Origin of the sequence: Streptomyces sp. NRRL F-5650 (genome assembly GCF_000721365.1) — a bacterium.
Classification (GTDB): domain Bacteria; phylum Actinomycetota; class Actinomycetes; order Streptomycetales; family Streptomycetaceae; genus Streptomyces; species Streptomyces ardesiacus.
Map to the genome: position 1 here is coordinate 29,776 of NZ_JOGV01000004.1, position 25,259 is coordinate 55,034.

24 protein-coding genes and 1 riboswitch are annotated in these 25,259 nt (G+C 73.1%); of the genes, 13 read left to right on the forward strand and 11 right to left on the reverse strand.

What is annotated here, in order from left to right; genetic code table 11:
- Positions 1 to 4: 4 nt before the first annotated feature.
- Both IG88_RS0106050 and IG88_RS0106055 read left to right on the forward strand, forming a co-directional pair.
- Positions 5 to 958: an ROK family glucokinase gene (locus tag IG88_RS0106050; RefSeq protein ID WP_031035803.1), complete on the forward strand. Its 954-nt coding sequence runs from the start codon at positions 5 to 7 to the stop codon at positions 956 to 958.
- 169 nt (positions 959 to 1,127) lie between these two features.
- A complete protein-coding gene (locus tag IG88_RS0106055; protein ID WP_031035805.1) occupies positions 1,128 to 1,892 on the forward strand; it encodes an endonuclease/exonuclease/phosphatase family protein in 765 nt (254 codons plus the stop codon).
- A 320-nt stretch (positions 1,893 to 2,212) separates the two neighbouring features.
- On the opposite strand, the gene IG88_RS0106060 is transcribed toward IG88_RS0106055, so the two are convergent.
- Both IG88_RS0106060 and IG88_RS0106065 read right to left on the reverse strand, forming a co-directional pair.
- A complete protein-coding gene (locus tag IG88_RS0106060; protein ID WP_031035807.1) occupies positions 2,213 to 2,830 on the reverse strand; it encodes a hypothetical protein in 618 nt (205 codons plus the stop codon).
- On the reverse strand, positions 2,823 to 3,626 hold the full coding sequence (locus tag IG88_RS0106065) for an alpha/beta hydrolase (protein ID WP_031035809.1): 804 nt from the start codon (positions 3,624 to 3,626) through the stop codon (positions 2,823 to 2,825). The genes IG88_RS0106060 and IG88_RS0106065 overlap by 8 nt, the downstream gene beginning before the upstream one ends.
- A 151-nt stretch (positions 3,627 to 3,777) precedes the next feature.
- Between IG88_RS0106065 and IG88_RS0106070 the strand changes: the two genes are divergently transcribed.
- The 4 genes from IG88_RS0106070 (at position 3,778) to IG88_RS0106085 (ending at position 7,861) form a co-directional block, all read left to right on the forward strand.
- Positions 3,778 to 4,512: a lysophospholipid acyltransferase family protein gene (locus IG88_RS0106070; protein ID WP_051851785.1), complete on the forward strand. Its 735-nt coding sequence runs from the start codon at positions 3,778 to 3,780 to the stop codon at positions 4,510 to 4,512.
- 38 nt (positions 4,513 to 4,550) lie between these two features.
- The gene (gene macS / locus IG88_RS0106075; RefSeq protein ID WP_031035813.1) at positions 4,551 to 5,792 is read left to right on the forward strand and encodes a MacS family sensor histidine kinase; all 1,242 of its coding nucleotides are present in this window, start codon (positions 4,551 to 4,553) and stop codon (positions 5,790 to 5,792) included.
- Positions 5,785 to 6,492, forward strand: coding sequence for a response regulator (locus tag IG88_RS0106080; protein ID WP_031035815.1), 708 nt, complete (start codon positions 5,785 to 5,787; stop codon positions 6,490 to 6,492). Before macS ends, IG88_RS0106080 begins: the two co-directional genes overlap by 8 nt.
- 373 nt (positions 6,493 to 6,865) lie before the next feature.
- A complete protein-coding gene (locus tag IG88_RS0106085; protein ID WP_031035816.1) occupies positions 6,866 to 7,861 on the forward strand; it encodes a 2-hydroxyacid dehydrogenase in 996 nt (331 codons plus the stop codon).
- Here the strand turns inward: IG88_RS0106085 and IG88_RS0106090 are convergent.
- The 3 genes from IG88_RS0106090 to IG88_RS0106095 all read right to left on the reverse strand — a co-directional run bounded on the left by IG88_RS0106090 (position 7,819) and on the right by IG88_RS0106095 (position 12,757).
- Complete coding sequence (locus IG88_RS0106090) at positions 7,819 to 9,720, reverse strand: anthranilate synthase family protein (RefSeq protein WP_031035817.1); 1,902 nt, start codon at positions 9,718 to 9,720, stop codon at positions 7,819 to 7,821. The two genes, IG88_RS0106085 and IG88_RS0106090, sit on opposite strands and share 43 nt — an antisense overlap.
- Positions 9,721 to 9,823: 103 nt before the next feature.
- On the reverse strand, positions 9,824 to 9,880 hold the full coding sequence (locus IG88_RS45240; RefSeq protein ID WP_078861419.1) for a trp operon leader peptide: 57 nt from the start codon (positions 9,878 to 9,880) through the stop codon (positions 9,824 to 9,826).
- 45 nt (positions 9,881 to 9,925) lie between these two features.
- Complete coding sequence (locus tag IG88_RS0106095) at positions 9,926 to 12,757, reverse strand: N-acetylmuramoyl-L-alanine amidase (RefSeq protein ID WP_031035818.1); 2,832 nt, start codon at positions 12,755 to 12,757, stop codon at positions 9,926 to 9,928.
- Positions 12,758 to 12,928: 171 nt separating this feature from the next.
- Between IG88_RS0106095 and IG88_RS0106100 the strand changes: the two genes are divergently transcribed.
- Together IG88_RS0106100 and IG88_RS0106105 are read left to right on the forward strand one after the other, a co-directional pair.
- Positions 12,929 to 14,284 carry a class II 3-deoxy-7-phosphoheptulonate synthase gene (locus tag IG88_RS0106100; protein WP_031035819.1) on the forward strand — a complete coding sequence of 452 codons (1,356 nt, stop codon included), beginning with the start codon at positions 12,929 to 12,931 and terminating at the stop codon, positions 14,282 to 14,284.
- 148 nt (positions 14,285 to 14,432) lie between these two features.
- Positions 14,433 to 14,684 carry a (2Fe-2S)-binding protein gene (locus IG88_RS0106105; protein WP_031035820.1) on the forward strand — a complete coding sequence of 84 codons (252 nt, stop codon included), beginning with the start codon at positions 14,433 to 14,435 and terminating at the stop codon, positions 14,682 to 14,684.
- Between the two features lie 6 nt (positions 14,685 to 14,690).
- Here the strand turns inward: IG88_RS0106105 and bfr are convergent, their stop codons facing one another.
- Positions 14,691 to 15,194: a bacterioferritin gene (bfr, locus tag IG88_RS0106110; protein WP_030402138.1), complete on the reverse strand. Its 504-nt coding sequence runs from the start codon at positions 15,192 to 15,194 to the stop codon at positions 14,691 to 14,693.
- A 204-nt stretch (positions 15,195 to 15,398) separates the two neighbouring features.
- Between bfr and IG88_RS0106115 the strand changes: the two genes are divergently transcribed.
- Positions 15,399 to 16,046: a sulfite oxidase-like oxidoreductase gene (locus IG88_RS0106115; protein ID WP_031035821.1), complete on the forward strand. Its 648-nt coding sequence runs from the start codon at positions 15,399 to 15,401 to the stop codon at positions 16,044 to 16,046.
- Positions 16,047 to 16,069: 23 nt separating this feature from the next.
- On the opposite strand, the gene IG88_RS0106120 is transcribed toward IG88_RS0106115, so the two are convergent.
- From IG88_RS0106120 to thiO, 5 genes are all read right to left on the reverse strand, one after another.
- Positions 16,070 to 16,966: a deoxyribonuclease IV gene (locus IG88_RS0106120; RefSeq protein ID WP_031035822.1), complete on the reverse strand. Its 897-nt coding sequence runs from the start codon at positions 16,964 to 16,966 to the stop codon at positions 16,070 to 16,072.
- 34 nt (positions 16,967 to 17,000) lie between these two features.
- Entirely contained in the window at positions 17,001 to 18,935 is a 1,935-nt protein-coding gene (gene pknB, locus IG88_RS0106125; RefSeq protein ID WP_031035825.1) for a Stk1 family PASTA domain-containing Ser/Thr kinase, read from the reverse strand.
- A gap of 134 nt (positions 18,936 to 19,069) precedes the next feature.
- Positions 19,070 to 19,867, reverse strand: coding sequence for a thiazole synthase (locus IG88_RS0106130; protein WP_031035826.1), 798 nt, complete (start codon positions 19,865 to 19,867; stop codon positions 19,070 to 19,072).
- Positions 19,868 to 19,869: 2 nt separating this feature from the next.
- On the reverse strand, positions 19,870 to 20,070 hold the full coding sequence (thiS, locus tag IG88_RS0106135; RefSeq protein WP_030402143.1) for a sulfur carrier protein ThiS: 201 nt from the start codon (positions 20,068 to 20,070) through the stop codon (positions 19,870 to 19,872).
- Entirely contained in the window at positions 20,067 to 21,278 is a 1,212-nt protein-coding gene (thiO, locus tag IG88_RS0106140; protein WP_031035828.1) for a glycine oxidase ThiO, read from the reverse strand. Before thiO ends, thiS begins: the two co-directional genes overlap by 4 nt.
- Positions 21,276 to 21,387, reverse strand: a riboswitch (TPP riboswitch). It overlaps the preceding gene by 3 nt.
- A 122-nt stretch (positions 21,388 to 21,509) precedes the next feature.
- Here thiO and IG88_RS0106145 point away from each other — a divergent pair.
- The 4 genes from IG88_RS0106145 (at position 21,510) to metF (ending at position 25,223) form a co-directional block, all read left to right on the forward strand.
- The gene (locus IG88_RS0106145) at positions 21,510 to 22,799 is read left to right on the forward strand and encodes an NAD(P)/FAD-dependent oxidoreductase (protein WP_031035830.1); all 1,290 of its coding nucleotides are present in this window, start codon (positions 21,510 to 21,512) and stop codon (positions 22,797 to 22,799) included.
- A 41-nt stretch (positions 22,800 to 22,840) separates the two neighbouring features.
- Complete coding sequence (locus tag IG88_RS0106150; protein ID WP_031035831.1) at positions 22,841 to 23,206, forward strand: Rv2175c family DNA-binding protein; 366 nt, start codon at positions 22,841 to 22,843, stop codon at positions 23,204 to 23,206.
- A 191-nt stretch (positions 23,207 to 23,397) separates the two neighbouring features.
- Positions 23,398 to 24,069 (forward strand): thiamine phosphate synthase, encoded by a 672-nt coding sequence (gene thiE, locus IG88_RS0106155; RefSeq protein WP_031035833.1) that lies wholly within the window; start codon positions 23,398 to 23,400, stop codon positions 24,067 to 24,069.
- A 230-nt stretch (positions 24,070 to 24,299) separates the two neighbouring features.
- Complete coding sequence (gene metF / locus IG88_RS0106160; protein WP_037835437.1) at positions 24,300 to 25,223, forward strand: methylenetetrahydrofolate reductase [NAD(P)H]; 924 nt, start codon at positions 24,300 to 24,302, stop codon at positions 25,221 to 25,223.
- Positions 25,224 to 25,259: the final 36 nt, after the last annotated feature.

A 25,259-nucleotide genomic window follows, 5' to 3' on the forward strand; every position in this document is an offset into this window, starting at 1 on the left:
ATTCATGGGACTCACCATCGGCGTCGACATCGGCGGCACGAAGATCGCGGCCGGCGTGGTCGACGAGGAAGGCAACATCCTCTCGACCCACAAGGTGCCGACCCCCACCACACCCGAGGCCATCGTGGACGCCATCGCCTCCGCGGTCGAGGGCGCGCGCGTGGGGCACGAGATCGTCGGCGTCGGTATCGGTGCCGCCGGATACGTCAACCGCCAGCGCTCCACGGTCTACTTCGCGCCCAACATCGACTGGCGCCAGGAGCCGCTCAAGGAGAAGGTCGAGGCGCGCGTCGGCCTCCCCGTCGTCGTGGAGAACGACGCCAACGCCGCGGCCTGGGGCGAGTACAAGTTCGGCGGCGGCAAGGGCCACCGCAACGTCATCTGCATCACCCTCGGCACCGGCCTCGGCGGCGGCATCATCATCGGCAACAAGCTGCGCCGCGGTCACTTCGGCGTGGCCGCCGAGTTCGGCCACATCCGCATGGTGCCCGACGGTCTGCTGTGCGGCTGCGGCTCGCAGGGCTGCTGGGAGCAGTACGCGTCGGGCCGGGCGCTGGTGCGGTACGCCAAGCAGCGCGCCAACGCCACCCCCGAGCGCGCCGAGGTGCTGCTCGCGCTGGGTGACGGCACCCCCGACGGCATCGAGGGCAAGCACATCTCCGTCGCCGCCCGGCAGGGCTGCCCGGTCGCCGTCGACTCCTACCGGGAACTGGCCCGCTGGGCCGGCGCCGGCCTCGCCGACCTGGCCTCGCTCTTCGACCCGTCCGCCTTCATCGTCGGCGGCGGCCTCTCGGACGAGGGCGACCTGGTCCTCGACCCGATCCGCAAGTCGTACAAGCGCTGGCTGGTCGGCGGCAACTGGCGCCCGGTCGCCGACGTGGTCGCCGCCCAACTCGGCAACAAGGCGGGGCTGGTCGGCGCGGCCGACCTGGCGAGGGAACCCGACCCGATCATGTGACGGCCGACTTTCGAGCGGCGGGCACCGTCCCGACCCGGAGGGCGCGGGGCGGAGTCCGTTCGGGGCTCCGCCCCGGGGGCGCGACGAGCCACGGGGGACCGGCAGTCGCCCGCCGTTCCCGCCCCCGGCCCACAAGGCGCCTGATCATGCGGTCCCGTAAATTGACCGCATGGCAACGTCCCTTCCCGCGCTCCCCAACTCCCGCACCGAACCCGACGGTTCCGCGGTCATCCGCGTCCTGAGCTACAACGTCCGTTCGCTGCGCGACGACACCGACGCCCTCACCCGCGTCATCAAGGCCTGCGCACCGGACCTCGTCCTCCTCCAGGAGGCCCCGCGCTTCTTCCGCTGGCGCAAGAAGATCACCCGCCTCGCCGCCGCGAGCGACCTGGTCCTCCTGTCCGGCGGCGGCACCGCGGCCGGCCCCGCGCTGCTCTGCTCCCTGCGGGCCACCGTGGAGCGCACCGAGGACGTGCTGCTCCCGCTCACCCCCGGCCAGCACCGCAGGGGCCTTGCCAGCGCCGTGGTCCGGATCGGCGGGGCCCGTCTCGGCGTCCTCAGCGCCCACCTGTCGCTGCGGCCGGACGAGCGCCACGAGCAGGCCGGGCTGCTCCTCGACCACCTGACCGCCCTCGGCGTCACGCACGCCGTGGCGGGCGGCGACCTGAACGAGCGTCCCGGCGGCCGTACCTTCCGGCGGCTCGGCGACGGGCTGCGCGACTGCTGGACCGCCGCGCCCTGGGGCGGCGAGTACACCTTCCCGGCCGCCGCCCCGGACCGCCGTATCGACGCGGTCTTCGTCACCGAGGGCGTCGAGGTGCTGGGCTGCGGGGTACCGGCGGGGCTGCCCGGGGTGGCGCAGGACGACCTGAGGGCGGCCACGGACCACCTCCCGGTGCTGACCGCCCTCCGCGTGCCCGCCGTGTCCGGCTGACGGTCCTGGGCGTGCGTGTTGTGTCCGGCTGGCCGGCTGTCTTCTGCGTGCGAGCCGTGTCCGGCTGACGGTCCTGCGTGTGCGTGCTGGCGTCCGGCTGGCTGTCTTCTGCGCGGGCGCTGTGTCCGGCTGATGGCCCCGGGGCGTGCGTGCTGTGTTCGGCTGGCTGTCCTCTGCGTGCGCGCCACGTCCGGCTGACCGGCCTCCGCGTGCCCGCGGCCACCGGCTGACCGGCCGGCCGCGAGCGTCCGGCCCCGTGGCAGGCGGCGAGGGCCAGGCACTGTGGCAGGGTGCGAGGGCCCGGCCTCCGGGGCCGCGGGCTACACCACCGCGCCGCGCCCCGGGTCGTCGTCGTCCTCGTCGCCCGTCCGCATCCGCACGACCAGGGTGGCGAAGCCGCCGAGGAAGCCGCCGATGCTCAGGGTCGTCAGCCACCAGGTCATGTCCCAGCCGAGCACCACCGCCAGCAGGAGCAGCACCGGGCCGCCGAGCACGCCCAGCCAGGCGAACTTCGACGTGGTGTCCGCGTCGGGCAGCGGCGGCGGCTCGGGCGGGACGAAGTGGCCCTCGTCGTCCGCGTCGAAGTCGTCGTCGGAGGGCTCGGCCAGCGTGTGGTCGCGGGGGCCGACACCGGGCGCGAACGCCACGGAGCCGCCCAGCGGCCGGTCGGAGGAGGGTCGCTCCGCCGCGGGCTTCTCGTCGTTCACCTCGGTTTCGAGCAGCGCCAGGTCCTCGACCGACTTGAACGGCTTGGTGCCCGGCGGGTCCGGAGGCTCCTCCCCGTACCCAGCGACGATCGCCTCCCAGGCGGCGCCCTCGTCGAGGGGCGCGCCCTGCGCCCCGGGCCCGCCGTCCGCCGCGCGCTCCCGCCCCTCGCGGTGCTCCCGGTCCACGCCCCGCTCCTCGCGGTCCTCACGGTCGGAGTCGTGCTCAGTCACCTGCGGCCGTCCCTTCCTTGCCGAGACCGGGCTCCGGTTCCCCGACGGAACCGGGTGCGAGCCGGCCGATGAACGCGACGCTCTCCGCGAAGATCCGGTCCGCATCGTGGTCCAACGTCGCCACGTGGTAGCTCTGTTCCAGCAGGATCTCCGTCACGTCCGTCGACGACACCCGGCCCAGGATCCGCGCCGAGTCGGCCGGCGGCACCACGTGGTCCTGCGGGCTGCGCAGCAACAGCAGCGGCTGGGTCACCTGCGGCAGGTCGCCGTCGGCCAGCCGGAAGAAGGAGCGCAGCGAGTGCGCCGAGTGCAGCGGCACCCGGTCGTACCCCAGCTCCGTGCTGAGCGGCTTGGCGATGTCGCTGGCGATGCCCTTCGTGGCGGGCACCAGGTGGCGCAGGACGGGCAGGGCATGCTGGGCGACGCCGTGCATCCGGTTGGCCGGGTTCACGAGGACGATGCCCCGCACCGCGTCGCCGTGCTTCGCGGCGAGCCGCAGGGCGAGGGCGCCGCCCATGGACAGGCCGGCCACGAAGACCCGCGCGCAGCGCCCGCGCAGGGCGCGCAGCTCGCGGTCCACCTCCGCGTACCAGTCCTGCCAGCCGGTGACCTGCATGTCCTCCCAGCGGGTCCCGTGTCCGGGCAGCAGCGGCAGCGACACGGTCAGACCGCGCTCGGCCAGGTACCGGGCCCAGGGGCGCAGGGACTGCGGGGAACCGGTGAAACCGTGGCAGAGGAGGACGCCGGTCTCCCCGCCCTCGTGGCGGAACGGCTCGGCTCCGGGCAGCACCGGCACGTCTCGGTCTCCTGTCGTCAAGGGGGACTCGCGGGTCTTTCACCGTACGCGACCGCACTGACACCGACCAGGGCCGTCGGGGCCATTGACGGCGGCCCGGGTTAAGGTCTGAACCTCACACACGGGAGGCACTCGGTTGTTGTACGGCGCGATGAAGGTCACCGTCGGGGGATCGCTGAAGCTCGCCTTCCGGCCCTGGGTGGAGGGCCTGGAGCACATCCCGGCCGACGGCCCCGCCATTCTGGCGAGCAACCACCTGTCGTTCTCCGACTCGTTCTTCCTGCCCGCCGTCCTCGACCGCAAGGTGACCTTCATCGCCAAGGCCGAGTACTTCAACACCCCCGGGGTCAAGGGCAGGCTGACCGCCGCCTTCTTCAAGGGCGTGGGCCAGCTCCCGGTGGACCGCTCCGGCGCGCGCGGCGCGGGGGAGGCCGCCATCAAGAGCGGCATAGAGGTCCTGGAGCGCGGCGAGCTGTTCGGCATCTACCCCGAGGGCACCCGCTCCCCGGACGGCCGCCTCTACCGCGGCAAGCCGGGCGGCCTGGCCCGCGTGGCCCTGGCCACCGGCGCGCCCGTCATCCCGGTCGCCATGATCGACACCGAGAAGATTCAGCCGCCCGGTCAGGTGATGCCGAAGCTGATGCGCCCGGGCATCCGCATCGGCACCCCGCTCGACTTCACCCGCTACCAGGGCATGGAGCACGACCGCTTCGTGCTCCGCGCGGTGACCGACGAGGTCATGTACGAGATCATGAAGCTCTCCGGCCAGGAGTACGTCGACATGTACGCGACCGCCATGAAGCGGCAGCTCGCGGAGGCGGCGAAGGCCGAGAAGGAAGCGGGCAGGGCGGCGGCCAAGGCCGGCCGGGACCGGACCGCCACGTAGGCGGGACAGGAACACCGGGTGTCCGGGGGGAGGGGAAGATGGCCAGGCGCGAGAGAGTCATGAGGATGTCCGTCGAGCTGCCGCTGTGGCGCGCGCTCGCCGGCTACCGCGTGCTCACCATGCTGTACGCGATCGGCTTCTTCGCCACCGCCTACTCCGGCTTCGCCCGCCCCTGGCTCGCCGTCGCCTACTACGCCCTCCTCCTCGTGTGGACCCTGGCCACCCTGCCCAAGGTCCAGAACGCCGCGAGCTGCACCAAGCGGTTCCTCGCCGCCGACCTCACCATCGCCCTGACCGGCATCCTGCTCACGCCCCTCGCCGACGCCCCCGAGCGCGTCCTGGACGGCGGGCCGACCCTGCCGTCGATATGGACCGCGGGTTCCGTGCTGGCCTTCGCCGTCAAGGGCGGCTGGCGCTGGGCCGCCGTCGCCTCCACCCTCGTCGCCGTCGCCAACCTGGTCGAACGCGGCACCCCGGCCCGCGACACCGTCCACAACGTCGTCCTCGTCTGGGTCGCCTCCATCGCCATCGGCTACGTCGTCGAGGTCGCCCGCGCCTCCGAGCGCACCCTCGCCCGCGCCCTGGAGATCGAGGCGGCGACCAGGGAACGCGAACGGCTCGCCCGCGACATCCACGACAGCGTCCTGCAGGTGCTGGCCATGGTGCAGCGCCGGGGCGCCGTCATCGGCGGCGAGGCGGCCGAGCTGGGCCGGCTCGCCGGTGAGCAGGAGGTGGCCCTGCGCACCCTCGTCTCCGGCGGCCTCGTGCCCGTCTCACGCGTGTCGGAGGACGCCGCCGAGGGCGCCCTCGTACGGGAGGTGGAGGAACCGGAGGCGGCGGACCCGGACGGTCCCGTCGACCTGCGCGCCCTGCTCGCCCCGTACGCCGGCTCCCTGGTCAACCTCGCCGAGCCGGGCGCCCCGGTGCTCCTCGCCCCCGGTGCCGCGCGGGAGCTGGCCGCCGCCGTGGGCGCCGCCCTGGACAACGTCCGCCGGCACGTCGGCGAACGGGCCCGCGCGTGGATCCTGGTCGAGGACGAGCCGGACGAGGTGATCGTCACCGTCCGCGACGAGGGCCCCGGCATCCCGGAGGGGCGGCTCGCCGAGGCCGAGGGCGAGGGACGGCTCGGCGTGGCCCTGTCGATCCGCGGCCGGCTCCGCGACCTCGGCGGCACCGCCGAACTGGTCTCGGTGCCCGGACAGGGCACCGAAGTCGAACTGAGGGCACCGAAGAAGACCGTCGGCACCACCGCACGGGGGAAGGCAGCGGACCATGACTGAACGACAGACCTCCGGACCTCCGGACCCCGGACGGCGGGACCCGGTCAGGGTGATGGTGGTCGACGACCACCCGATGTGGCGCGACGCCGTCGCCCGGGACCTGGCCGAGTCCGGCTTCGACGTCGTCGCCACCGCCGGCGACGGCGACCAGGCGGTGCGCCGGGCCGCGGCCGTCGCGCCCGACGTCCTGGTGCTCGACCTCAACCTGCCCGGAAAGCCCGGCGTCCAGGTCTGCAAGGAGGTCGTCGGCGCCGACCCGAAGCTGCGCGTCCTGGTGCTCTCGGCGAGCGGGGAGCACGCCGACGTGCTGGAGGCGGTGAAGTCCGGCGCGACCGGCTACCTGCTGAAGTCCGCCTCCACCGAGGACCTGCGGGACGCGGTGCGCCGCACCGCCGCGGGCGACCCGGTCTTCACCCCGGGGCTGGCCGGACTGGTCCTCGGCGAGTACCGCCGCCTCGCCTCCGAACCCGCGCCCGCCGCCGGCACCGACGACCCCGGCGCGCCCCGGCTCACCGACCGGGAGACAGAGGTGCTGCGCCTGGTGGCCAAGGGCCTGAGCTACAAGCAGATCGCCGAACGCCTCGTCATCTCCCACCGCACCGTGCAGAACCACGTCCAGAACACCCTGGGCAAGCTCCAGTTGCACAACCGCGTGGAGCTGGTGCGGTACGCGATAGAGCGGGGCCTGGACGACGCGTGACCCGCGCGGGACAGCGGCCGCGGCCTCAACCGCCCACGGTGGCGGGGGATCACGGGACACCGTCCCGCTCGGCATCCCGGCCGTCCGCGGCGCCCTGCCCCGCGGCGGCACGATCCCCGCTCCTCGCGCACCGACCCGCTCCTGGAGCGGGACGGCGTCCCTGGCGTCGAGGACACCCCCGGCGTCGCCACCCGCCTCGCCGGCGAGTACGGCGTGCCCCCGGGCGCCCCGCACCCCGACCGCCGAGGACACGGCCCGCCCGAGGACGGTCGGACCGGCGCGGTACGAGGAGGCCGGCGTCTCTCCGGCCGACCGGCGAGGGCCGGCCCGGGGCCGTATATTCGGCGCGGAGCCCACCACGACGGGAGCGGTCATGGAGATCCTTGCCTTCGGCGTCCAGGCCGACGAGAAGCCCCTGATCGAGCGGGCCTTCCGCGACCAGGAGGACGTCCGCTGCCTGGACGTATTCCTCAACGAGGACACCGCCCCCATCGCGGCGGGGCACGAGATCGTCTCCACGTCCGTCAACGCCGACCTCGGCGCCGCGGTCCTGCACATCCTCGCGGCCGGCGGCACCCGGATGGTGGCCCAGCGCTCCACCGGCTTCAACAACGTCGACCTGGCCACGGCCGAGCGGCTCGGCATGACCGTGGCCCGCGTGTCGTACTACTCGCCCCACTCGGTCGCCGAATTCGCCTGGGCCCTCGCCATGGCCGTCAACCGGCGCATCGTGCGCGCCGCCAACCGCACCCGCGACTTCGACTTCCGCCTCGACGGCCTGATGGGCCGCGACCTGCACGGCCGCACCGCCGGCGTCCTCGGCACCGGCAAGATCGGCGAGGCATTCGCCCGCATCGCCCACGGCTTCGGCATGCGCCTGCTCGGCTGGGACGTCGCGGAGAACCCGGCCTGCGCCGAACTCGGCATGCGCTACGTCCCGAAGGACGAACTGCTCGCCCGCTCCGACCTGGTCACCCTGCACGTCCCGCTGATGCCCGAGACCCAGCACCTGATCGACGCGGCCGCCCTGAAGTCGATGCGGGACGACGTCATCCTGATCAACTCCAGCCGCGGCGGCCTGATCGACACCGCGGCCCTCGTCGGCGAGCTGCGCGCGGGCCGCTTCGCGGGCGTGGGCCTGGACGTGTACGAGGCGGAGGCGGGCCTGTTCTTCCTCGACAAGTCCCTGGAGGCCGTCGAGGACGACACCCTGGCCCGCCTCGTCACCTTCCCGAACGTCCTGGTCACCTCCCACCAGGCGTACTACACCGAGGACGCCGTCGGCCAGATCGTCGAGACGACGGCACGCAACGTCCTCGACTACCGTCAGGGCCGCCGCTCGGACAACGTGCTCGTGCCCCGGAGCTGACCCGCCAGCTCCCGCACGATCGCGGTGCCGTTCAGGGTCAGCACCGACTCCGGGTGGAACTGCACGCCCGCGAACCCCGGACCCCGCAACGCGTGCACCTCGCCGCCCGCCGAGCGGCTCACCTCGACGCCGTGCGCGGCCAGTTCGGCGGCCACCGCGTCGTCGCAGCGGGCGGTGAAGCTGTTGTAGAAGCCGACCGTCTCCGGCCGCCCGAACAGGTCGATCTCCGTCTGCGCACCCTGGTACGGCACCTCCTTGCGCACGATGTCCAGCCCCAGCTCCGCCGCGATCAGCTCGTGCCCGAGGCAGACGCCGAGCACGCCGTGCCGGTGCGCCCCGAGCACCTCGGCGGTCAGGTTCCGCAGGAAGCGCATCTTCGGGTCGGCCGGGTCGCAGGGGTCGCCGGGGCCCGGCCCCAGCACCACCGGGCCGCCCTCGTGCCCGAGCACCGCCTCGCGCAGCCCCGGCTCGTCGTACCGCCGTACGCTCACCGTCAGTCCCGAGGAGCGCAGCACGTGCGCGAGCATCGCCGTGAAGGTGTCCTCCGCGTCGACGACCAGCGCGTGCCCGGTCAGTGCGGCCGACGGCTCCTGCATCCGCAGCCAGAACGGGGCCAGCGAGGCACGGCGCCCGTCCAGCGCGGCCCGCACCCGGGGGTCGTCGGCCAGCACCGGCCGCTCCGCCCGCGCCCGCGGCCGGGCCGGACGGACGCCCAGCGCCGCCAGCACCCCGGCCGCCTTGGCGTGGGTCTCGGCGACCTCGCCCGCCGGATCCGAGCCGCGCACCAGCGTGGCGCCGACCGGCACCCGCAGCCGCCCCTCGGCGTCGATGTCGGCGGTGCGGATCAGGATGGGGGAGTCGAGCGTCTGGAGGCCGGCCGGACGTCCCGGCCCCTCGCCCGGGTCCCGGCCGAGCAGGGCCAGCGCGCCCGCGTAGTAGCCCCGCCCGCCGCTCTCGTGCCGCTCGATGACCCGGCAGGCGTTCTGCACGGGCGAGCCGGTGACCGTCGCCGCGAACATCGTCTCCCGCAGCACCTCCCGCACGTCCAGGGAGGACCGCCCGCGCAGCTCGTACTCGGTGTGCGCGAGGTGCGCCATCTCCTTCAGGCGCGGGCCGACGACCACCCCGCCCATGTCGCCGACGGTGCACATCATCTTCAGTTCCTCGTCGACGACCATCGACAGCTCCTCGATCTCCTTGCCGTCGGCGAGGAAGCCGAGCAGGTGCTCGGGGGTGGGGCCCTCGGCGGGGTAGCGGTACGTGCCGCTGATCGGGTTCATCACGACCGTGCCGCCGGACATGCGGACGTGCACCTCCGGGCTGGCCCCGACCAGCGTGCGGTCCCCGGTGTGCACGACGAACGTCCAGTACGCGCCCCGCTCGCCCTCCAGGAGCCGCCGGAACAGCGCCAGCGCGTCGGCCCGCCCGAACCCGGGGATCCGGCCCTCGTACGTCCGCCGGATCACGAAGTTGGCGCCCTCGCCGCGCCCGATCTCCTCGTCCAGCACCCGGCCGACGATCCGCGCGTACTCCTCGTCGCCGACGTCGAAGCCGCCGCCCTCGACGCGGACCTCGTGCGCGGGCAGCCGGTCCAGCACCTCGGCGAGCGGGAGGGCGTACCGCTCCTCGGGGGTGAGCATCAGCAGCGGGGTGCCGTCGTCGCGGACGTCGAAGCCGCGTTCGCGGATCTGCCGGAAGGGGACGAGCGCCAGCCCCTCGTCGGGGAGTTCGGCGAGCGTGGCGTACTCCGTGACCGGGCCTGCCAGCAGCTCCACGAGGTCGTGGTCGTGACCGGGGGCACGGCGGCGGAGCAGGGCGAACGGGCGGTGGTCGGCCAGGAGGCGGTCGAGCGGTGTCATGGGTCCGGGTCCTTCTCGCTTGTCGGAGAGGAACGGACCCGGGTTCGGAAACACCGAAGGCCGCCCCTCGGGCGGCCTTCGCGGAGTCGTGTGTCGCGCGCAGTCAGCGGGCCGCCGGATGAGCGGTCCACCACCAGGTGCGGGTCGAGTGCGCGAACATGCCGTCGACCCTAGCGCATCCGCGCCGGGGCCGACGGCCGACGGCTCAGACGAGCATGCCGTAGATGTTCCAGCCGTTGCCGATCTTCGTGCGGCCCTTGAACGGCGCGGTGGCGCTGCCGGTGCCCTGGTAGAACCAGAGCACGCCGTCCTTGTCGCGGGCGACGAGGTCCGGCCTGCCGTCCCGGTTCAGGTCGCTCGGGCCGCGCAGCACGTCGTAGACGGACCAGCCGCCGCCGATCCGGGACTTGGTCTCGAAGGGCGCGGTGGCGCTGCCGGTGCCCTTGTAGAGCCACAGGACGCCGCTCTTGTCGCGGGCGACGAGGTCCGGCCTGCCGTCGCCGGTGAGGTCGCCGGTGTCGGTCAGCGTGTTGTAGACGGACCAGCCGCTGCCGATCCGGGACTTGGTCTCGAAGGGCGCGGTGGCGCTGCCGGTGCCCTTGTAGAGCCACAGGACGCCGCTCTTGTCGCGGGCGATCAGGTCCGGCCTGCCGTCGCCGGTGAGGTCGCGGGCGCCGGTGATCGTGTCGTAGACGGACCAGCCGCCGCCGACCCGGATGCGGGGACCGAACGGCTTCCCGACGTCGCCGGTGCCCTTGTAGTACCAGAGGACGCCGCTCTTGTCGCGGGCCACCATGTCGCCGGTGCCGTCGGCGCGCAGGGCCGTGAGCGTGGTGACCACGTCGTAGGCGTTCCAGCCGCCGCCGACGCGGAAGCGGCCGAAGAACGGCGAGGACGCGCTGCCGGTGCCCTGGTACTGCCACAGCACGCCCGAGGCGTCCCGGCCGAGGAGGTCGTACCGGTCGGTGCCCGGGTCGGGCGCGGTGCCCTTGACGAGCTGGACGTCGGCCGTGCGCACGTAGCCGATGCGGTGGTTGTAGCGGATCGGGTAGTACGTGGTGCTGCCCACCACCACCGTGCGCGAGCCCGCGCCCGAACCGTCCATGTTGCCGCTGTTGAAGTACGAGCCCTTCAGGGCGCCGCCGGCCAGGGTGTACTTCTGCCCGGCGAGGACGCCGTACTTGGTCAGCGACTCGTTGTTCTTGGTCTGCACCGGCACCCCGGTGCCCGTGTACGCGCTGTCCTCGGGGTAGGCGCGCCCGTAGACCGGGACGGAGCCCGAACCCGGCTTGGGCGTGACCACGTCCGGCGTGCCGACGGCGGTGGCGAACTGGCCGCCCCGGTTGTAGAACCAGACCTTCTTGCCGCCGTACCAGAGGGCCGTCCAGTCCTGCTGGGCCTCGGCGACCACGTACTCGCCGCCGGCCAGGACCTTGTTGGCCCAGTTCCAGCCCTCGGTCGGGCTCTGGCTGCCCAGGTAGGGGTCGGTCGGCGCGGCCGAGGAGGTGGACGGCGAGGAGTACAGGTAGGTGAAGTTCGCCGGCTGCTTGGGCACCGAGGAGCCGTTGTTGGTGATCTTCGGCTGATTCGCCGAGGTGAACGGCGGGACGACGCGGACCACCTGGCCGGCCCTGTACGGGCCGCCCGGGCCCTCGGCCCCGGTGGGGGCGCCCAGCAGGTCCATGTAGTGGTTCCAGTCCCAGAACGGGCCCGGGTCCCAGTGCTGGGACTTCACGTTGCCGTCCAGGACGCCCGGGACCTCGTCGTGGCCGAGGACGTGCTCACGGTCCAGCGGGATGTCGTACTTGCCGGCCAGGTACTTCACCAGCGCGGCCGAGGACTCGTACTGCGGCTCGGTGTACCAACTGCCGTCCTTGATCGCGTAGCCCTCGTGCTCGATGCCGATCGAGTGCATGTTGAGGGTCTTGTTGGCCGCGTGCCACGCCTCGTTCTTCGTCTCCACCATCTGGGTGACCAGACCGTCGGAGGCACGGACCAGGTAGTGGGCGCTGGCGTACGACAGGGAGTTCTGGAAGACGCCCAGGGCGCTGCTGTAGCTGCCCTCGGTGTCGTGGATCACGATCGAGGTGATCTCGTGACCGGCCGTGGGGCGGCTCGCGACGTTGTAGTTGCCCCAGTCGTCGGCGGCCCCGTTCTGCTTGTAGGCGGCCGGACGGAAGTCGCAGTTCAGGCCGGACGGGCACTCGGGTGCGGGGGCGGCGGAGGCGGCGGCCAGTTCCAGGTCCGTCGTCTTCTTCGGCTGCACCGCAGGGTCGGCCGGCAGCGTGAGGGACTGGCCGTCGGTGGTGACGCGCTGCTCACCGGTCCTGATCGACTCGAACACGCGCTGCGCGAAGAGCTGGGCGCCCTTGTGGTCCGGGGCCTGGCTGGCGCGGGCCACCGCCGGGTACCAGGCGCCGGGGTCCTCGGGCAGCGAGCCGGTCGCGTCCTTCTGGTACTTGGCCAGCAGCGCGGCGCCCGCCCGGATGCTCTCGGCGGTGTCGCCGCGCACCTCGTCGGCCGGGGCGTCGATGAGGCCGGCCGCCTCGTCGAGGGTGTGCAGCCGCGGGTCGTCGGTGTCGACCGGCTTCTCGTCGAGGCTCTTGAGCGCCTTGTCGGCGTCGAAGTGCCGCTCGACGACCGGGTCGCCGCTGCGGTTCATGTGCTCGAGCCGGTGCTCGCGCTCCTCGGCGGCGCTGCCGTGGTCCAGGCTGTCCTCGTCGACGGCCGTGAGGCCCATGACGTTGTAGGCGCCGGTGGTGCTCGGCAGCCCGTCGTGGTCCTCCCAGCGCGTCTGCCGGTAGGAAACGGCCATCAGCACGCTCTGCGGGACGTCGAACTCCTCGGCGGCCCGCTCGAACTCGCTCTGCAGCCGGGCCCCGGGCGGGCCGGTCACGGCCTGGGCGGTGTCCGAGCCGAGCAGGCCCGGCGAGGCCAGGGCCAGGCCGCCGGCCGTGGCGGCGACGGCCACCACCGAGGCGACGCCGTAGACGAGCAGTCTCTTCTTCTTGCGGTCTCTGCGATGGTCCGCGCTCAAAACCCCACCCCGGTGTGCGCTCGATGTGAACGTCTTTGCGAGTTGCCTGCGAATTCGAACTCAGAAGGCGCGTGAGGCTACCAACCCGGCCGCGGCGGCCCGCACGGGGGTCCCGTCTCACGGACTGGGCGTGGTGCTGGACGCCGTGACCGACCGCGTACTGTTGGGCGGGTGACCGTGAACGCTGATTCCCGAAACGTCGCCGCTCAGGCGACTTGGCGAAGCCTGCCCGCGGCGCAGCAGCCCGAGTACCCGGATGCCGAGGCTCTGCGCGACGTGATCGCCGAGCTCGAGTCGTATCCGCCGCTCGTGTTCGCCGGGGAGTGCGACCAGTTGCGGGCCCGCATGGCCGCGGTCGCCCGGGGCGAGGCGTTCGTCCTCCAGGGCGGCGACTGCGCCGAGTCGTTCGACGCGGTGTCCGCCGAGCACATCCGGGCGAAGCTGAAGACCCTCCTCCAGATGGGGGCGGTCCTCACCTACGCCGCCTCCGTGCCCGTGGTGAAGGTCGGCCGGATCGCCGGCCAGTACTCCAAGCCGCGCTCCAAGCCGACCGAGACCCGCGACGGCGTGACCCTGCCGACCTACCGCGGCGACTCCGTCAACGGCTTCGACTTCACCGAGGCGGCCCGCGTCCCGGACCCCGAGCGGCTCAAGCGCATGTACCACGCCTCGGCGTCCACGCTGAACCTGGTGCGCGCCTTCACCACCGGAGGCTACGCCGACCTCAGGCAGGTGCACGCCTGGAACCAGGACTTCGTGAAGTCCTCCCCCTCCGGCCAGCGCTACGAGCAGCTCGCCCGGGAGATCGACAACGCGCTGAACTTCATGCGGGCCTGCGGCACGGACCCGGCCGAGTTCCAGACCGTCGAGTTCTTCTCCTCGCACGAGGCGCTGCTGCTGGACTACGAGTCGGCCCTCACCCGCGTCGACTCGCGCACCGGGCAGCTCTACGACGTCTCCGCGCACATGGTGTGGATCGGCGAGCGCACCCGGCAGCTCGACCACGCGCACATCGAGTTCGCCTCGCGGATCCGCAACCCGATCGGCATCAAGCTCGGCCCGTCCACCACGGCCGAGGAGGCGCTGCAGTACATCGAGCGCCTCGACCCGGAGCGCGAGCCGGGCCGGCTGACCTTCATCGTCCGGATGGGCGCGGACAAGATCCGCGACAGGCTCCCCGAGCTGGTCGAGAAGGTCACCGCGTCCGGTGCCGCGGTCGCCTGGATCACCGACCCGATGCACGGCAACACCTACGAGGCGGCCTCCGGCCACAAGACCCGCCGCTTCGACGACGTGCTCGACGAGGTCAAGGGCTTCTTCGAGGTGCACAAGGCGCTCGGCACCCACCCGGGCGGCATCCACGTGGAGCTGACCGGCGACGACGTGACCGAGTGCGTGGGCGGCGGCGACGAGATCTTCGTCGACGACCTGCACCAGCGCTACGAGACGGCCTGCGACCCGCGGCTGAACCGCAGCCAGTCGCTCGACCTGGCGTTCCTGGTGGCGGAGATGTACCGGGACCAGTGACGGTCCGCCCCCCGGGCGGGCGGGAGAAATGGGGCGCGGGTCACACGGGATCCGCGCCCCTCGCACTGTCGCAGGTCCTGGGCGATGGGTAAGGTTAGGTTTGCCTCACCGATCAGTCGGGTCCTCCGGTCGTCGGTACGGCACGACCATGGATCCCGCCCGGGAGGTGAACCGCGTGTTCGTCTGCAGTTGCTTCGGTGTCACCGAGGAACAGGTCAAGAGCCACGCGGAGGCCGGTGCGTGCACGCCCCGGCAGATCGCCTCGGCCTGCAAGGCCGGTACCGACTGCGGCGGCTGCGTACGCCGTATCCAGGCCCTGCTCGGCCGTGGCGCCTGCCCCCGCAGGCAGCTCGCCGACAAGGGTGAGCCGGTCCTCGCGGAGCTTCCCGAGGCGGCCTGACACCCCCTAGAGCGAGCCCGGACCCGACGGGTCCGGCTGGGTCTGCTCGATCACCGTCGACAGGTACAGCGACTCGCCCAGCTTCTCGACCAGGTCGAGCTGGGTCTCCAGGTAGTCGATGTGGTGCTCCTCGTCGGCGAGGATCGCCTCGAAGACGTTGGCCGACGTGATGTCGTGCTTGGCCCGCATCACCTCGATGCCCCGGCGCAGCCGGTCGATCGCCTCCAGCTCGATCTCCCGGTCGGCCTGGAACATCTCGGTCACGCTCTGGCCGACCCGCACGTGGAAGAGGCGCTGGTAGTTCGGCAGGCCGTCCAGGAGCAGGATGCGGTCGGTGAGCACCTCGGCGTGGCGCATCTCGTCGAAGGACTCCGCGCGCGTGTACTTCGCGAGCTTGTGCCAGCCCTTGTGGTCCTGCAGTTTCGCGTGCAGGAAGTACTGGTTGATGGCCGTCAGCTCGGCCGTGAGCTGCTCATTGAGGAACTCGATGACTTCCGGGTCGCCCTGCATCGCTTGACGCTCCTTCGAACGGGAACAGGCGTGTTGCGCGGCATGATTGCACCCGATGTCGAAGATCGTCCAGTAAGTCTTGACTTAGTAAGTAAATGCATGCTTGGTCGCTTTAATGGCGTTGTGATGGTCCATGGTGCGGTTTGCCCGAATATAAGTGGGGCGGGTCGGGGGCACGGGTCCGGGTCTGTCAGGATGGAAGGCATGGGTCAGCCGGTGGAACACGGATCGGGAGAAGACGGTTCGCAAGGAGCGTCGCGGTTCGAGCTCCCGCCCGGGCAGCGGCTGCAGCGCGGCTGGCCGGTCACCCACTACGGACCGGTCCCCAAGTTCCGCCCGGAGCGCTGGGAGTTCCGGGTCTTCGGCGCCACCACCGACGACGAGAAGCACGGCTGGACCCACGACGAGTTCACCGCCCTGCCCTACACCACGGTCGTCGCCGACCTGCACTGCGTCACGAAGTTCAGCATGCTCGGCTCCGAGTGGGGCGGCGTCCCGGCCGCCACCATCCTGGAGCTGGCCCCGCCCGCGCCCGCCGTCACCCACGTCATGGTGTGGGCCGAGTACGGCTTCAGCTCCAACCTCAGGCTGTCCGACTTCGCCGCCGAGCGCACCCTGTTCGCCACCCACAAGGACGGCGAGCTGCTCACCGCCGAGCACGGCTTCCCGCTGCGGCTGATCGTCCCGCACCTGTACGCCTGGAAGGGCCCGAAGTGGGTCCGGGGCATCGAGTACATGACCGCCGACCGGCGCGGCTTCTGGGAGGAGCGCGGCTACCACAACATCGGCGACCCGTGGCGGGAGCAGCGCTACTCCTACCAGGAGGAGCCCGGGGACGGCCCCGAGCTGTGACCCGCCGCGGCGGCCACCGCGAGTCAGCCGTCGCGCAGCTTCTTCAGCCGCTCCACGTCCGCCGCGTGCCCCTCCTTGCCGCCGGGCGTCTCGATCACCAGCGGCACGCCCTCGGTGGCCGGGTGCGTCATCAGCGCGCGGAAGGGATCCTCGCCGATGTGACCGGTGCCGATGTTCTCGTGCCGGTCCTTGTGCGCCCCCGCCACGTCCTTGGAGTCGTTGGCGTGGACCAGCTTCAGCCGGCCCTCGCCGACCGTCTCCACCAGCAGGTCGAGGGTCTGGTGCATGCCGGACGGTCCGGTCAGGTCGTGGCCGGCCGCGAAGATGTGGCAGGTGTCCAGGCACACCCCGAGCTTCGGGTGGGCGTCCAGCGCGTCGAAGTACGGCCCGAAGTCCCAGGTCCGCGAGCACAGGGAGGCGCCCTGCCCGGCGGTCGACTCCAGGAGCAGGTACGGGTCGTCGTCGTGGGTCAGTTCGTCGAGGAGCGGCAGCATGTGCTCCCGCACCTGCTTCAGGGCCACCGCCCGGTCCCGGCCGCCGGTCGCGCTCCCGGTGTGCACGACGACGCCCAGCGCCCCGATGGCCCGCCCGCGCCGCAGCGAGTGCCGCAGCGACTCCACCGACCGCTCCACCGTCGCCTCGGTGTGCGAGCCGAAGTTGATCAGGTACGGCGCGTGCACGTACGCCGGGACCGATCCGGCCGCGCAGGCCTCCCGGAAGGCCTCGTCCTGCTTCGGGGTGCCGGCCGGGGTGGCCCAGCCGCGCGGGTTGGCGACGAAGACCTGCACGGCCTCGGCCTTCAGGTCACGGGCGTAGGACAGCCCCACGGAGTGCAGCCCGCCGGCTACCGGGACGTGGGCGCCGACGGGGTTGCGGGGGAGGGCGGCGGAGGCCGAGGTGGCGGACTGTTGACTCTTCACCCATCCAGGGTGTCATGCGGCCGGCGGTGCCCCGTCACCTGATGGTGATCTTGATGGTGGAGCCCTCCGGAGCCGTGTCCCCGCCGTCCACGGACTGCTTCTTGACGGTGTCGCCGAACAGCCCGAGCAGCCCTCGGTCCTCCTCCACCTCGAAGCCCGCGTCCCGGAGCGTGCGCTTGGCGTCGTCCACGCTGTCGCCGACCACGTCCGGGACCTCGACCATCCGGGGGCCCTTGGACAGCGTGAGCGTCACCGTGTCGCCCTCGGCGGCCCGGCCGCCCGCGTCCGGCGACTGCCGGGCGACCTGGCCGCTGTCGTGCTCCGAGTTCACCCGCTCCTCGGCGACCTTCACCTTCAGGCCGGCCTCCGACAGCTCGGCCTTCGCGTCCTCCAGGTCCTCGCCGGTGACGTCCGGGACGTCGACCGGGCTGCCCTTGCTGACGACCAGGGCGACCGCCGAGCCCGCGCGCACCGTGGTGCCCGTCCTGGGCTTGGTGGAGATCACGAAGCCCTTGGCCACCTCGTCGCTGAACGCCTTGGTCACCATGCCGGGCTCCAGGCCCTCGTCCTGGAGCAGCTTGCGCGCCCGGTCCAGCCTGTAGCCCGACACGTCCGGCAGCTTCACGGTGTCGGGGCCGTCGGAGACGGTGAGCGACACGGAGTCGTTCTTCCGGATGCGGTCGCCCACCCCGGGGTCGGTGCTGATGACCTTGCCGCGCTCCACGGTGTCGCTGTAGGCGTGCCGCACCTTGCCGACGTCCAGCCCGGCCTCGTCCAGCCGGTCCCGGGCCTGTGCCTCGGTCTTGGACAGCAGCGGCGGCACCTTGGTGAACTGGCCCGAGTTGATGTACCAGATGCCCGTGCCGATCCCGAGCACCAGCAGGGCGGCCACGACGATCGCCAGCGGGCCGCGGCGCGGCCGGGGCAGGCGGGAGCGGGCCGGGGCCGGCGCGGGGGACGCCAGCCGGCTGGTGCGGCTGACCCCGTCCGGGCCGCCGTCCTCGTCCCCGTCGACGGGCGGGCGGCGAGGCATCGTCAGCGCGCGCGGGATCACGCTCGTACGGTCCTCGGCGTTGTCGTGCTCCGCCGCGAGCGCCTGGGGCGGCACCGCGTCCAACTGCTCCGCGCTGAGCGCCGCCCGCGCCTCACGGGCCCGGGCGAGCAGGGCCACCGCGTCGTGCGGCCGGACCTCGGGATTGCGCGCGGTGGCCGCGGCGACCAGCTCGTCGAGCTCGAAGGCGGCTCCCGGCACCGAGGCCGAGGGCGGCGGCACGTCCTCGTGCAGGTGCTTGTAGAGCACCGCCGCGGGCGAGTCGCCGTCGTGCGGCTTGGCGCCGGTCAGCATCTCGTACAGCACGACACCGCACGCGTACACGTCGACCCGGGGGTCGGCGGTGCCGTGCTCGATCTGCTCGGGCGCCAGGTAGGAGACGGTGCCGAGGACGGCGCCGGTGGTGCTGGTGACGGTGTTCACGGCCCGGACCAGGCCGAAGTCGGCGACCTTGACCCGGCCGTCGTCGCCTATCAGCACGTTCTCCGGCTTCATGTCCCGGTGCACGAACCCCGCCCGGTGCGCGGCACCGAGCGCGGCGAGGACCGGCTCCAGGATGTCCAGCGCGGCCCGCGGCCTGAGCGCCCCGCGCTCGCGCAGCACGTCCCGCAGGGTGCAGCCGGCGATGTACTCCATCGCCAGGTAGACGTACGCCCCCTCGGCACCCTGGTCGAAGACCTGGACGACATTGGGGTGGTCGAGCCGGGCCACCGACTTGGCCTCGCGGATGAACCGCTCGACGAAGGTGGCGTCGGTCGCGAGCGCCGGGTGCATCACCTTCAGCGCGAGCACGCGGTCCAGGCGGGTGTCCACGGCCCGGTAGACCGTGGCCATCCCGCCGACCGCGATCCGCGCCTCGACGCGGTACCGGCCGTCGAGCACCTGACCGACGAGAGGGTCCTGGAGGGTCGTGTCCACGCAGGTGAGTCTACGAGCCGACACCGACACCCCGGGTCGTCGACCGGAATCGGGCCGGTACTGCAGCGCATCTGTGACGCTTCCCACGCGCCCCACGCACCGCGCGCCTCCGACGGCGGCGCACCGGCGCGGGATCACCGGAAGGCGGGCCGCTCCGGATCCAGCACCGCCAGGCCCTCCGAGGTGGACGACGCCTCGGCGAAGTGCCGCCGCGGAATCCGCCCGGCCCGCCGGGCCAGCCGCCCCGCCTCCACTCCCGCCCGCATCGCCGCGGCCATCAGCACCGGCTCCTGCGCCCGCGTCACCGCCGAGGCCAGCATCACCCCCGCACACCCCAGCTCCATCGCCAGCGCCACGTCCGAGGCCGTACCGGCCCCCGCGTCCAGGATCACCGGCACGCGCGCGTGCTCCACGATGAGCTGGAAGTTGTGCGGGTTGCGGATCCCGAGCCCGGAGCCGATCGGCGAGCCCAGCGGCATGATCGCCGCGCACCCGACGTCCTCCAGCCTCCGCGCGAGCACCGGGTCGTCGTTGGTGTACGGCAGCACCGTGAACCCGTCGTCGACCAGGGTCTCGGCCGCGTCCAGCAGCTCGACCGGGTCCGGCAGCAGCGTGCGCTCGTCGGCGACGACCTCCAGCTTGACCAGGTCCGTGCCGAGCGCCTCGCGCGCCAGCCGCGCGGTGAGGACGGCCTCCCCGGCGGTGAAGCAGCCGGCCGTGTTCGGCAGCACCCCGATGCCGAGCCGCTCCAGTACGGACAGCACCGACCCGTGCACCGAGGTGTTCACCCGCCGCATCGCGACGGTCGTCAGCTCCGTCCCGGAGGCCACCAGCGCGCGCTCCAGCACGTCCAGGCTGGGCGCGCCGCCCGTACCCATGATCAGGCGGGACCCGTACGACGTACCGCCGAGGACAAAGGGATCGTCGGCCACGGTCAGCCTCCCTGGACGGCGGTGAGGACCTCGACGCGGTCGCCGTCGGCCAGGGCGGTGGCGGACCACTGCGCGCGCGGGACGACGGTTTCGTTCAGGGCGGCGGCCACTCCGGACGGTGCCGCGGTGAGCGTGCCCACCAGCGCGTCCAGGGCGGTGCCGGGAGCCACCTCGCGCGGCTCGCCGTTGACGGAGATGTTCATGCGGACTGCTCCGAAAGTCGCGGGAGTGGTGGACGGGCGGGGTCGGCGCCGAAGCGGCGGGGCGTGAAGGGGCGGCCCTCCTCCGGCAGCTCCCCGGTGGTCAGGACGTGCGCCATGACGTCGCCGGTGACGGGGGTGAGCAGGACGCCGTTGCGGTAGTGCCCGGTGGCCAGCAGCAGGCCGTCCAGGTCGGTCGGGCCGAGCAGCGGGGCGTTGTCCGGGGAGCCGGGGCGCAGCCCCGCGCGGGTCTCCGTCAGCGGCAGCTCCGTGATGCCGGGGACCAGCTCGTGGGCGTCGCGCAGCAGCTCGTAGACGCCGCCCGCGGTGACCGTCGTGTCCCAGCCCAGCTCCTCGCTGGTGGCGCCGACGACCAGCTCGCCGCTCTCGCGGGGCACCAGGTAGACGTGGTTGCCGCGCACCACGGCGCGCACCGTCCGGTTCAGCAGCGGCCCGTGGGTCCGCGGCATCGTCAGGCGCAGCACCTGGCCCTTCACCGGCCGCACCGGCGGCAGGACGGCCTCCGGCACGCCCGCGAGCCGCCCGCTGAGGCTGCCCCCGGCCAGCACCACCTGCCCGGCCTCCAGCGGGGTGCCGTCGGCGGTGACGACGCCCGTGGCCCGCTCCCCGCGCCCGACGGCGAGCCGCTCGGCCCACTCCCGGTGGAAGACCACGCCCGCGTGTTCGCAGGCGGCCACCAGCGCGCGGGCGAGGCGGCGGGGGTCGATCTGGTGGTCGCCGTCCACCCGGAGCCCCCCGCGCACGCCCGGCGCCAGCATCGGCTCCAGACGCCGGCACTCGCGCCCCGACAGCCACTCCGACTCCAGGCCCGAGCGCTGCTGGAGCGCATGCAGGTCGCGCAGGTGGGCGCGGTCGTCGGCGTCCAGCGCGACGGCGAGGGTGCCGCAGCGCCGGTACCCGAGGTCCCGGCCGGTCAGTTCGGCCAGTTCGGCCGCGAAGCCGGGGTAGCGGCGGGCCGAGGCGAGGTTCAGCGCGAGCAGTGTCTCCTCGCCGTAGTGCAGCTCGGTGACGGCGGCCAGCATCCCGGCCGCCACCCGGGCCGCCCCGCCGCCCGGTTCGGGGTCCACGAGGGCGGTGGCCAGACCGCGCTGCGCGGCCCGCCAGGCCGTGACCAGCCCGACGATCCCGCCGCCGACGACGAGCACGTCGGGCGTGCGGGGTGTACGAGGCGTGTGTGGTGGAGACGACATGGGCGTCCAGCCCCTCCCTTCGCCGGCATGACCCGGATCAGGTTCGTACGGTCGGAGGCCGCCAGCCTCCCTCTCAGCCCGGTGCGTCCGGGCTCCCGCGAGTGCCTTGCGTCGGCCACCCTAGCCCGCGGCGCACGGCCCGGGTAAGGGACCCCGCGCGGCCGGGGGCCTCGCGCGGCTCACCCGGCACGGGCACTCACCGGCGGAACAGGGGGTGTCTATGGTGATCGGGTGAGTGAGCAGACGCGGGAACGGGGACAGGGACCGGCGGCGGGCGCGGAGCGCCGGGTGGTCGTGGTGGGCGCCGGGATGGCGGGCGTGCAGACCGCGGTCGCCCTCAGGGAACAGGGCTTCACCGGCCCGGTGACCCTGATCGGCGCGGAGCCGCACCAGCCCTACGACCGCCCCCCGCTGTCCAAGGCCGTCCTGCTCGGCACGGCCGAGGGCTCCGCCTTCGACGTCGACTTCGAGGCGCTCGGCATCACCCTGCGGCTGGGCTGCGAGGCCCTGGGCGTGCGCCCCGGCGACCACGTCCTCGACACCTCCGAGGGGCCGGTGCCCTACGACTCGCTGGTCCTGGCGACCGGCGCCGAACCCGTCCGGCTCCCCGGCACCGAGGGCGTGCCCGGCGTGCACCTGCTGCGCACCCTGGACGACGCCGAACGGCTGCGCCCGGTGCTCGCCCGGCAGCACGACGTCGTGGTCGTCGGCGCGGGCTGGATCGGCGCCGAGTTCGCCACCGCCGCGCGGGAGGCGGGCTGCGCCGTGACCGTGGTGGAGGCCGCCGACCGGCCGCTCGCCGACGCGCTGCCCGCCGATGTGGCCGCGCCGATGACCTCCTGGTACGCCGACGCGGGCGTCGACCTGCGCACCCGCGCGTGCGTGGAGCGCGTGGAGCGCGTCGAACCCGGCGGCCCCGGCGGGGCCGCCCGGGTCGTCCTCGACGACGGCACCCGGCTGCCCGCCGACGCGGTCGTCGTCGGCATCGGCGCCCGTCCGGCCACCGGCTGGCTGGCCGGCTCGGGGATCTCCCTCGGTCCGCACGGCGAGGTCCTGGCCGACGACCGCCTGCGCGCCTGCGCACCGGACGTCCACGCGGTGGGCGACTGCGCATCCTTCCCCTCCGCCCGCTACGGCGAGCGGCTGCTGGTGCACCACTGGGACAACGCGCTCCAGGGGCCGCGCACGGTCGCCGCCGACATCGTCGGCGCCCCGGCCGGCGAGATCCCGGCGGCCTACGATCCGGTGCCGTACTTCTGGTCCGAGCAGTTCGGCCGCTTCGTCCAGTACGCCGGTCACCACACGGCCGCCGACACCACCCTGTGGCGCGGCGACCCCTCGAGCCCGGCGTGGACGGTCTGCTGGCTGCGCGCGGGCCGCCTGGTGGCGCTGCTGGCGGTGGGCCGCCCCCGTGACCTGGCCCAGGGCAGACGCCTGATCCAGGCGGGCACGACGATGGACCCGGACCTGCTGGCCGACCCGGCGAAGCCGTTGAAGGCGGCGACGGCGGCATCGGCGTAGTCCGGTTTCCGAGTGTCAGTGCCAGGTGGCAGGCTGGGGGCGTGACCGAGATTGACGCAAAGACCGATGCTCTCGTGCCTGCCTGGCTCACCGTTCCCGACATCGCCGAGAAGCTCGGCGTCGAGGTGACCCGGGTACGCCAGCTCATCAAGGAAGGCCAGCTCATCGCCGTCCGCCGCGGGGAGAACCGCGCGCTGCACGTCCCCGCGGCCTTCATCGACGAGGACAAGGTCGTCAAGGGCCTGGCCGGGACCCTGACGCTGCTGCGGGACGACGGCTTCACGGCCGAGGAGATGCTGGAGTGGCTCTTCACGCCCGACCCGAGCCTGCCCGGCACCCCCGCCCAGGCACTGACGGAGAACCGCGGTACGGAGGTGAAGCGCCGCGCCCAGGCGCTCGCCGTCTGACCGCCGCGACGCCGCCCCGTCGCCCCGCTGATCCGCGGCGGCGCTGATCCGCCGCGCCGATTCACCGCACCACCCGGCGTACGCGCCGCGGACCACGGCCCGAAAACGGCCCGGTCCGCGGCCCGTGTGCCACCACCGCGCGGCCCGCCCCGGGCCCGCGCCGCCACCGAACGAACCGGGGGGACACCCGCATGCCCGACACCGCCGCGACCACCGCCCGCGCCCGGCTCGCCGACGCCCGGCTCTACCTGTGCACGGACGCCCGCCGGAGCCAGGGCGACCTGCCCGAGTTCCTCGACGCCGTGCTCGCCGCCGGGGTCGACGTCGTGCAGTTGCGGGACAAGGGAATGGAGGCGGCCGAGGAACTGGAGCACCTGGAGGTCCTCGCCGACGCCTGCGCCCGCCACGGCAGGCTCCTCGCGGTCAACGACCGCGCGGACGTCGCGCACGCCGCCCGCGCCGACGTGCTGCACCTCGGCCAGGGCGACCTGCCGGTGCCCGCCGCCCGGGCCGTGGTCGGCGACGGCATGCTGATCGGCCGTTCCACGCACGCCGAGGCGGAGGCCGCCGCTGCCGCCGTCCAGGACGGCGTGGACTACTTCTGCACCGGTCCGTGCTGGCCGACCCCCACCAAGCCCGGCCGCCACGCACCCGGCCTCGACCTGGTCCGGTACACCGCGGCCCTGGGCACCGACCGCCCCTGGTTCGCCATCGGCGGCATCGACCTCGGCAATCTCGACCAGGTGGTGGAGGCAGGAGCCCGGCGCGTGGTCGTCGTCCGCGCGATCACCGCGGCCGACGACCCGGGCGCGGCGGCGGCCGAGTTCGCGAAGCGGCTGCGCGAGCTCCCGACAGGGAAGTAGCCGCACCCGGCGGGGGAGCAGCCGCACTCGGCGGGGGAATAGCCGCACCCGGCAGGGGCGGGGCGCAGGGCCGTCGGGAGCCGATCACGGGCCGTGTGCCGGAACGGCCGCGGCCCGTGTGTCACGACGACCTCGGGCCATGTGTCCAAAAGATGGACAACAATTCGACAATATGGACGAAAGTCCCGCATCCGGTTGGGTGACCGCCGTCCCCTGGCTAACCTGCCGGTATGGCCCTCGGAACCGCAAGCACGAGGACGGATCGCGCCCGCACGGTGCGTGACGTCCTCGCCACCGGCAAGACGACGTACTCGTTCGAGTTCTCCGCGCCGAAGACGCCCAAGGGCGAGAAGAACCTGTGGAGCGCGCTGAGGCGGGTCGAGGCCGTGGCCCCGGACTTCGTCTCCGTGACCTACGGCGCCGGCGGCTCCACGCGGGCGGGCACGGTCCGGGAGACCGAGCAGATCGTCTCCGACACCACGCTGACACCGGTCGCCCACCTGACCGCGGTCGACCACTCCGTCGCCGAGCTGCGCAACATCATCGGCCAGTACGCCGACGCCGGGATCCGCAACATGCTCGCCGTGCGCGGCGACCCGCCCGGCGACCCGACCGCCGACTGGATCGCCCACCCCGAGGGCCTGACGTACGCCGCCGAACTGGTCCGGCTCATCAAGGAGTCGGGCGACTTCTGCGTCGGCGTCGCGGCCTTCCCCGAGATGCACCCGCGATCCGCCGACTGGGACACGGACGTGGCGCACTTCGTCGACAAGTGCCGGGCCGGCGCCGACTACGCGATCACCCAGATGTTCTTCCAGCCCGACTCCTACCTCCGCCTGCGCGACCGGGTCGCCGCGGCCGGCTGCGAGACCCCGGTCATCCCCGAGGTGATGCCGGTGACCAGTGTGAAGATGCTGGAGAGGCTGCCGAAGCTCAGCAACGCCTCGTTCCCCGCGGAGCTGAAAGAGCGGATCCTCTCGGCCAAGGACGATCCGGCGGCTGTACGCTCGATCGGCATCGAGTTCGCCACGGAGTTCTGCGCGCGGCTGCTGGCCGAAGGTGTGCCCGGACTGCACTTCATCACGCTCAACAACTCCACGGCGACGCTGGAAATCTACGAGAACCTGGGCCTGCACCACCCACCGCGGGCCTAGACCGGCCGCACGTATTTGCGACACACTGCGTAACGG

What these genes read in the sequence shown, in the direction of transcription:
- IG88_RS0106080 (WP_031035815.1), top strand. Translation starts at nt 5,785, where the DNA reads ATGACTGAACGACAGACCTCCGGACCTCCGGACCCCGGACGGCGGGAC.
- bfr (WP_030402138.1), bottom strand. Translation starts at nt 15,194, where the DNA reads ATGCAGGGCGACCCGGAAGTCATCGAGTTCCTCAATGAGCAGCTCACG.
- IG88_RS0106115 (WP_031035821.1), top strand. Translation starts at nt 15,399, where the DNA reads ATGGGTCAGCCGGTGGAACACGGATCGGGAGAAGACGGTTCGCAAGGA.
- IG88_RS0106050 (WP_031035803.1), top strand. Translation starts at nt 5, where the DNA reads ATGGGACTCACCATCGGCGTCGACATCGGCGGCACGAAGATCGCGGCC.
- macS (WP_031035813.1), top strand. Translation starts at nt 4,551, where the DNA reads ATGGCCAGGCGCGAGAGAGTCATGAGGATGTCCGTCGAGCTGCCGCTG.
- IG88_RS0106090 (WP_031035817.1), bottom strand. Translation starts at nt 9,720, where the DNA reads ATGACACCGCTCGACCGCCTCCTGGCCGACCACCGCCCGTTCGCCCTG.
- thiE (WP_031035833.1), top strand. Translation starts at nt 23,398, where the DNA reads ATGCCCGACACCGCCGCGACCACCGCCCGCGCCCGGCTCGCCGACGCC.
- thiS (WP_030402143.1), bottom strand. Translation starts at nt 20,070, where the DNA reads ATGAACATCTCCGTCAACGGCGAGCCGCGCGAGGTGGCTCCCGGCACC.
- IG88_RS0106070 (WP_051851785.1), top strand. Translation starts at nt 3,778, where the DNA reads ATGAAGGTCACCGTCGGGGGATCGCTGAAGCTCGCCTTCCGGCCCTGG.
- IG88_RS0106105 (WP_031035820.1), top strand. Translation starts at nt 14,433, where the DNA reads ATGGATCCCGCCCGGGAGGTGAACCGCGTGTTCGTCTGCAGTTGCTTC.
- metF (WP_037835437.1), top strand. Translation starts at nt 24,300, where the DNA reads ATGGCCCTCGGAACCGCAAGCACGAGGACGGATCGCGCCCGCACGGTG.
- IG88_RS0106085 (WP_031035816.1), top strand. Translation starts at nt 6,866, where the DNA reads ATGGAGATCCTTGCCTTCGGCGTCCAGGCCGACGAGAAGCCCCTGATC.
- IG88_RS0106055 (WP_031035805.1), top strand. Translation starts at nt 1,128, where the DNA reads ATGGCAACGTCCCTTCCCGCGCTCCCCAACTCCCGCACCGAACCCGAC.
- thiO (WP_031035828.1), bottom strand. Translation starts at nt 21,278, where the DNA reads ATGTCGTCTCCACCACACACGCCTCGTACACCCCGCACGCCCGACGTG.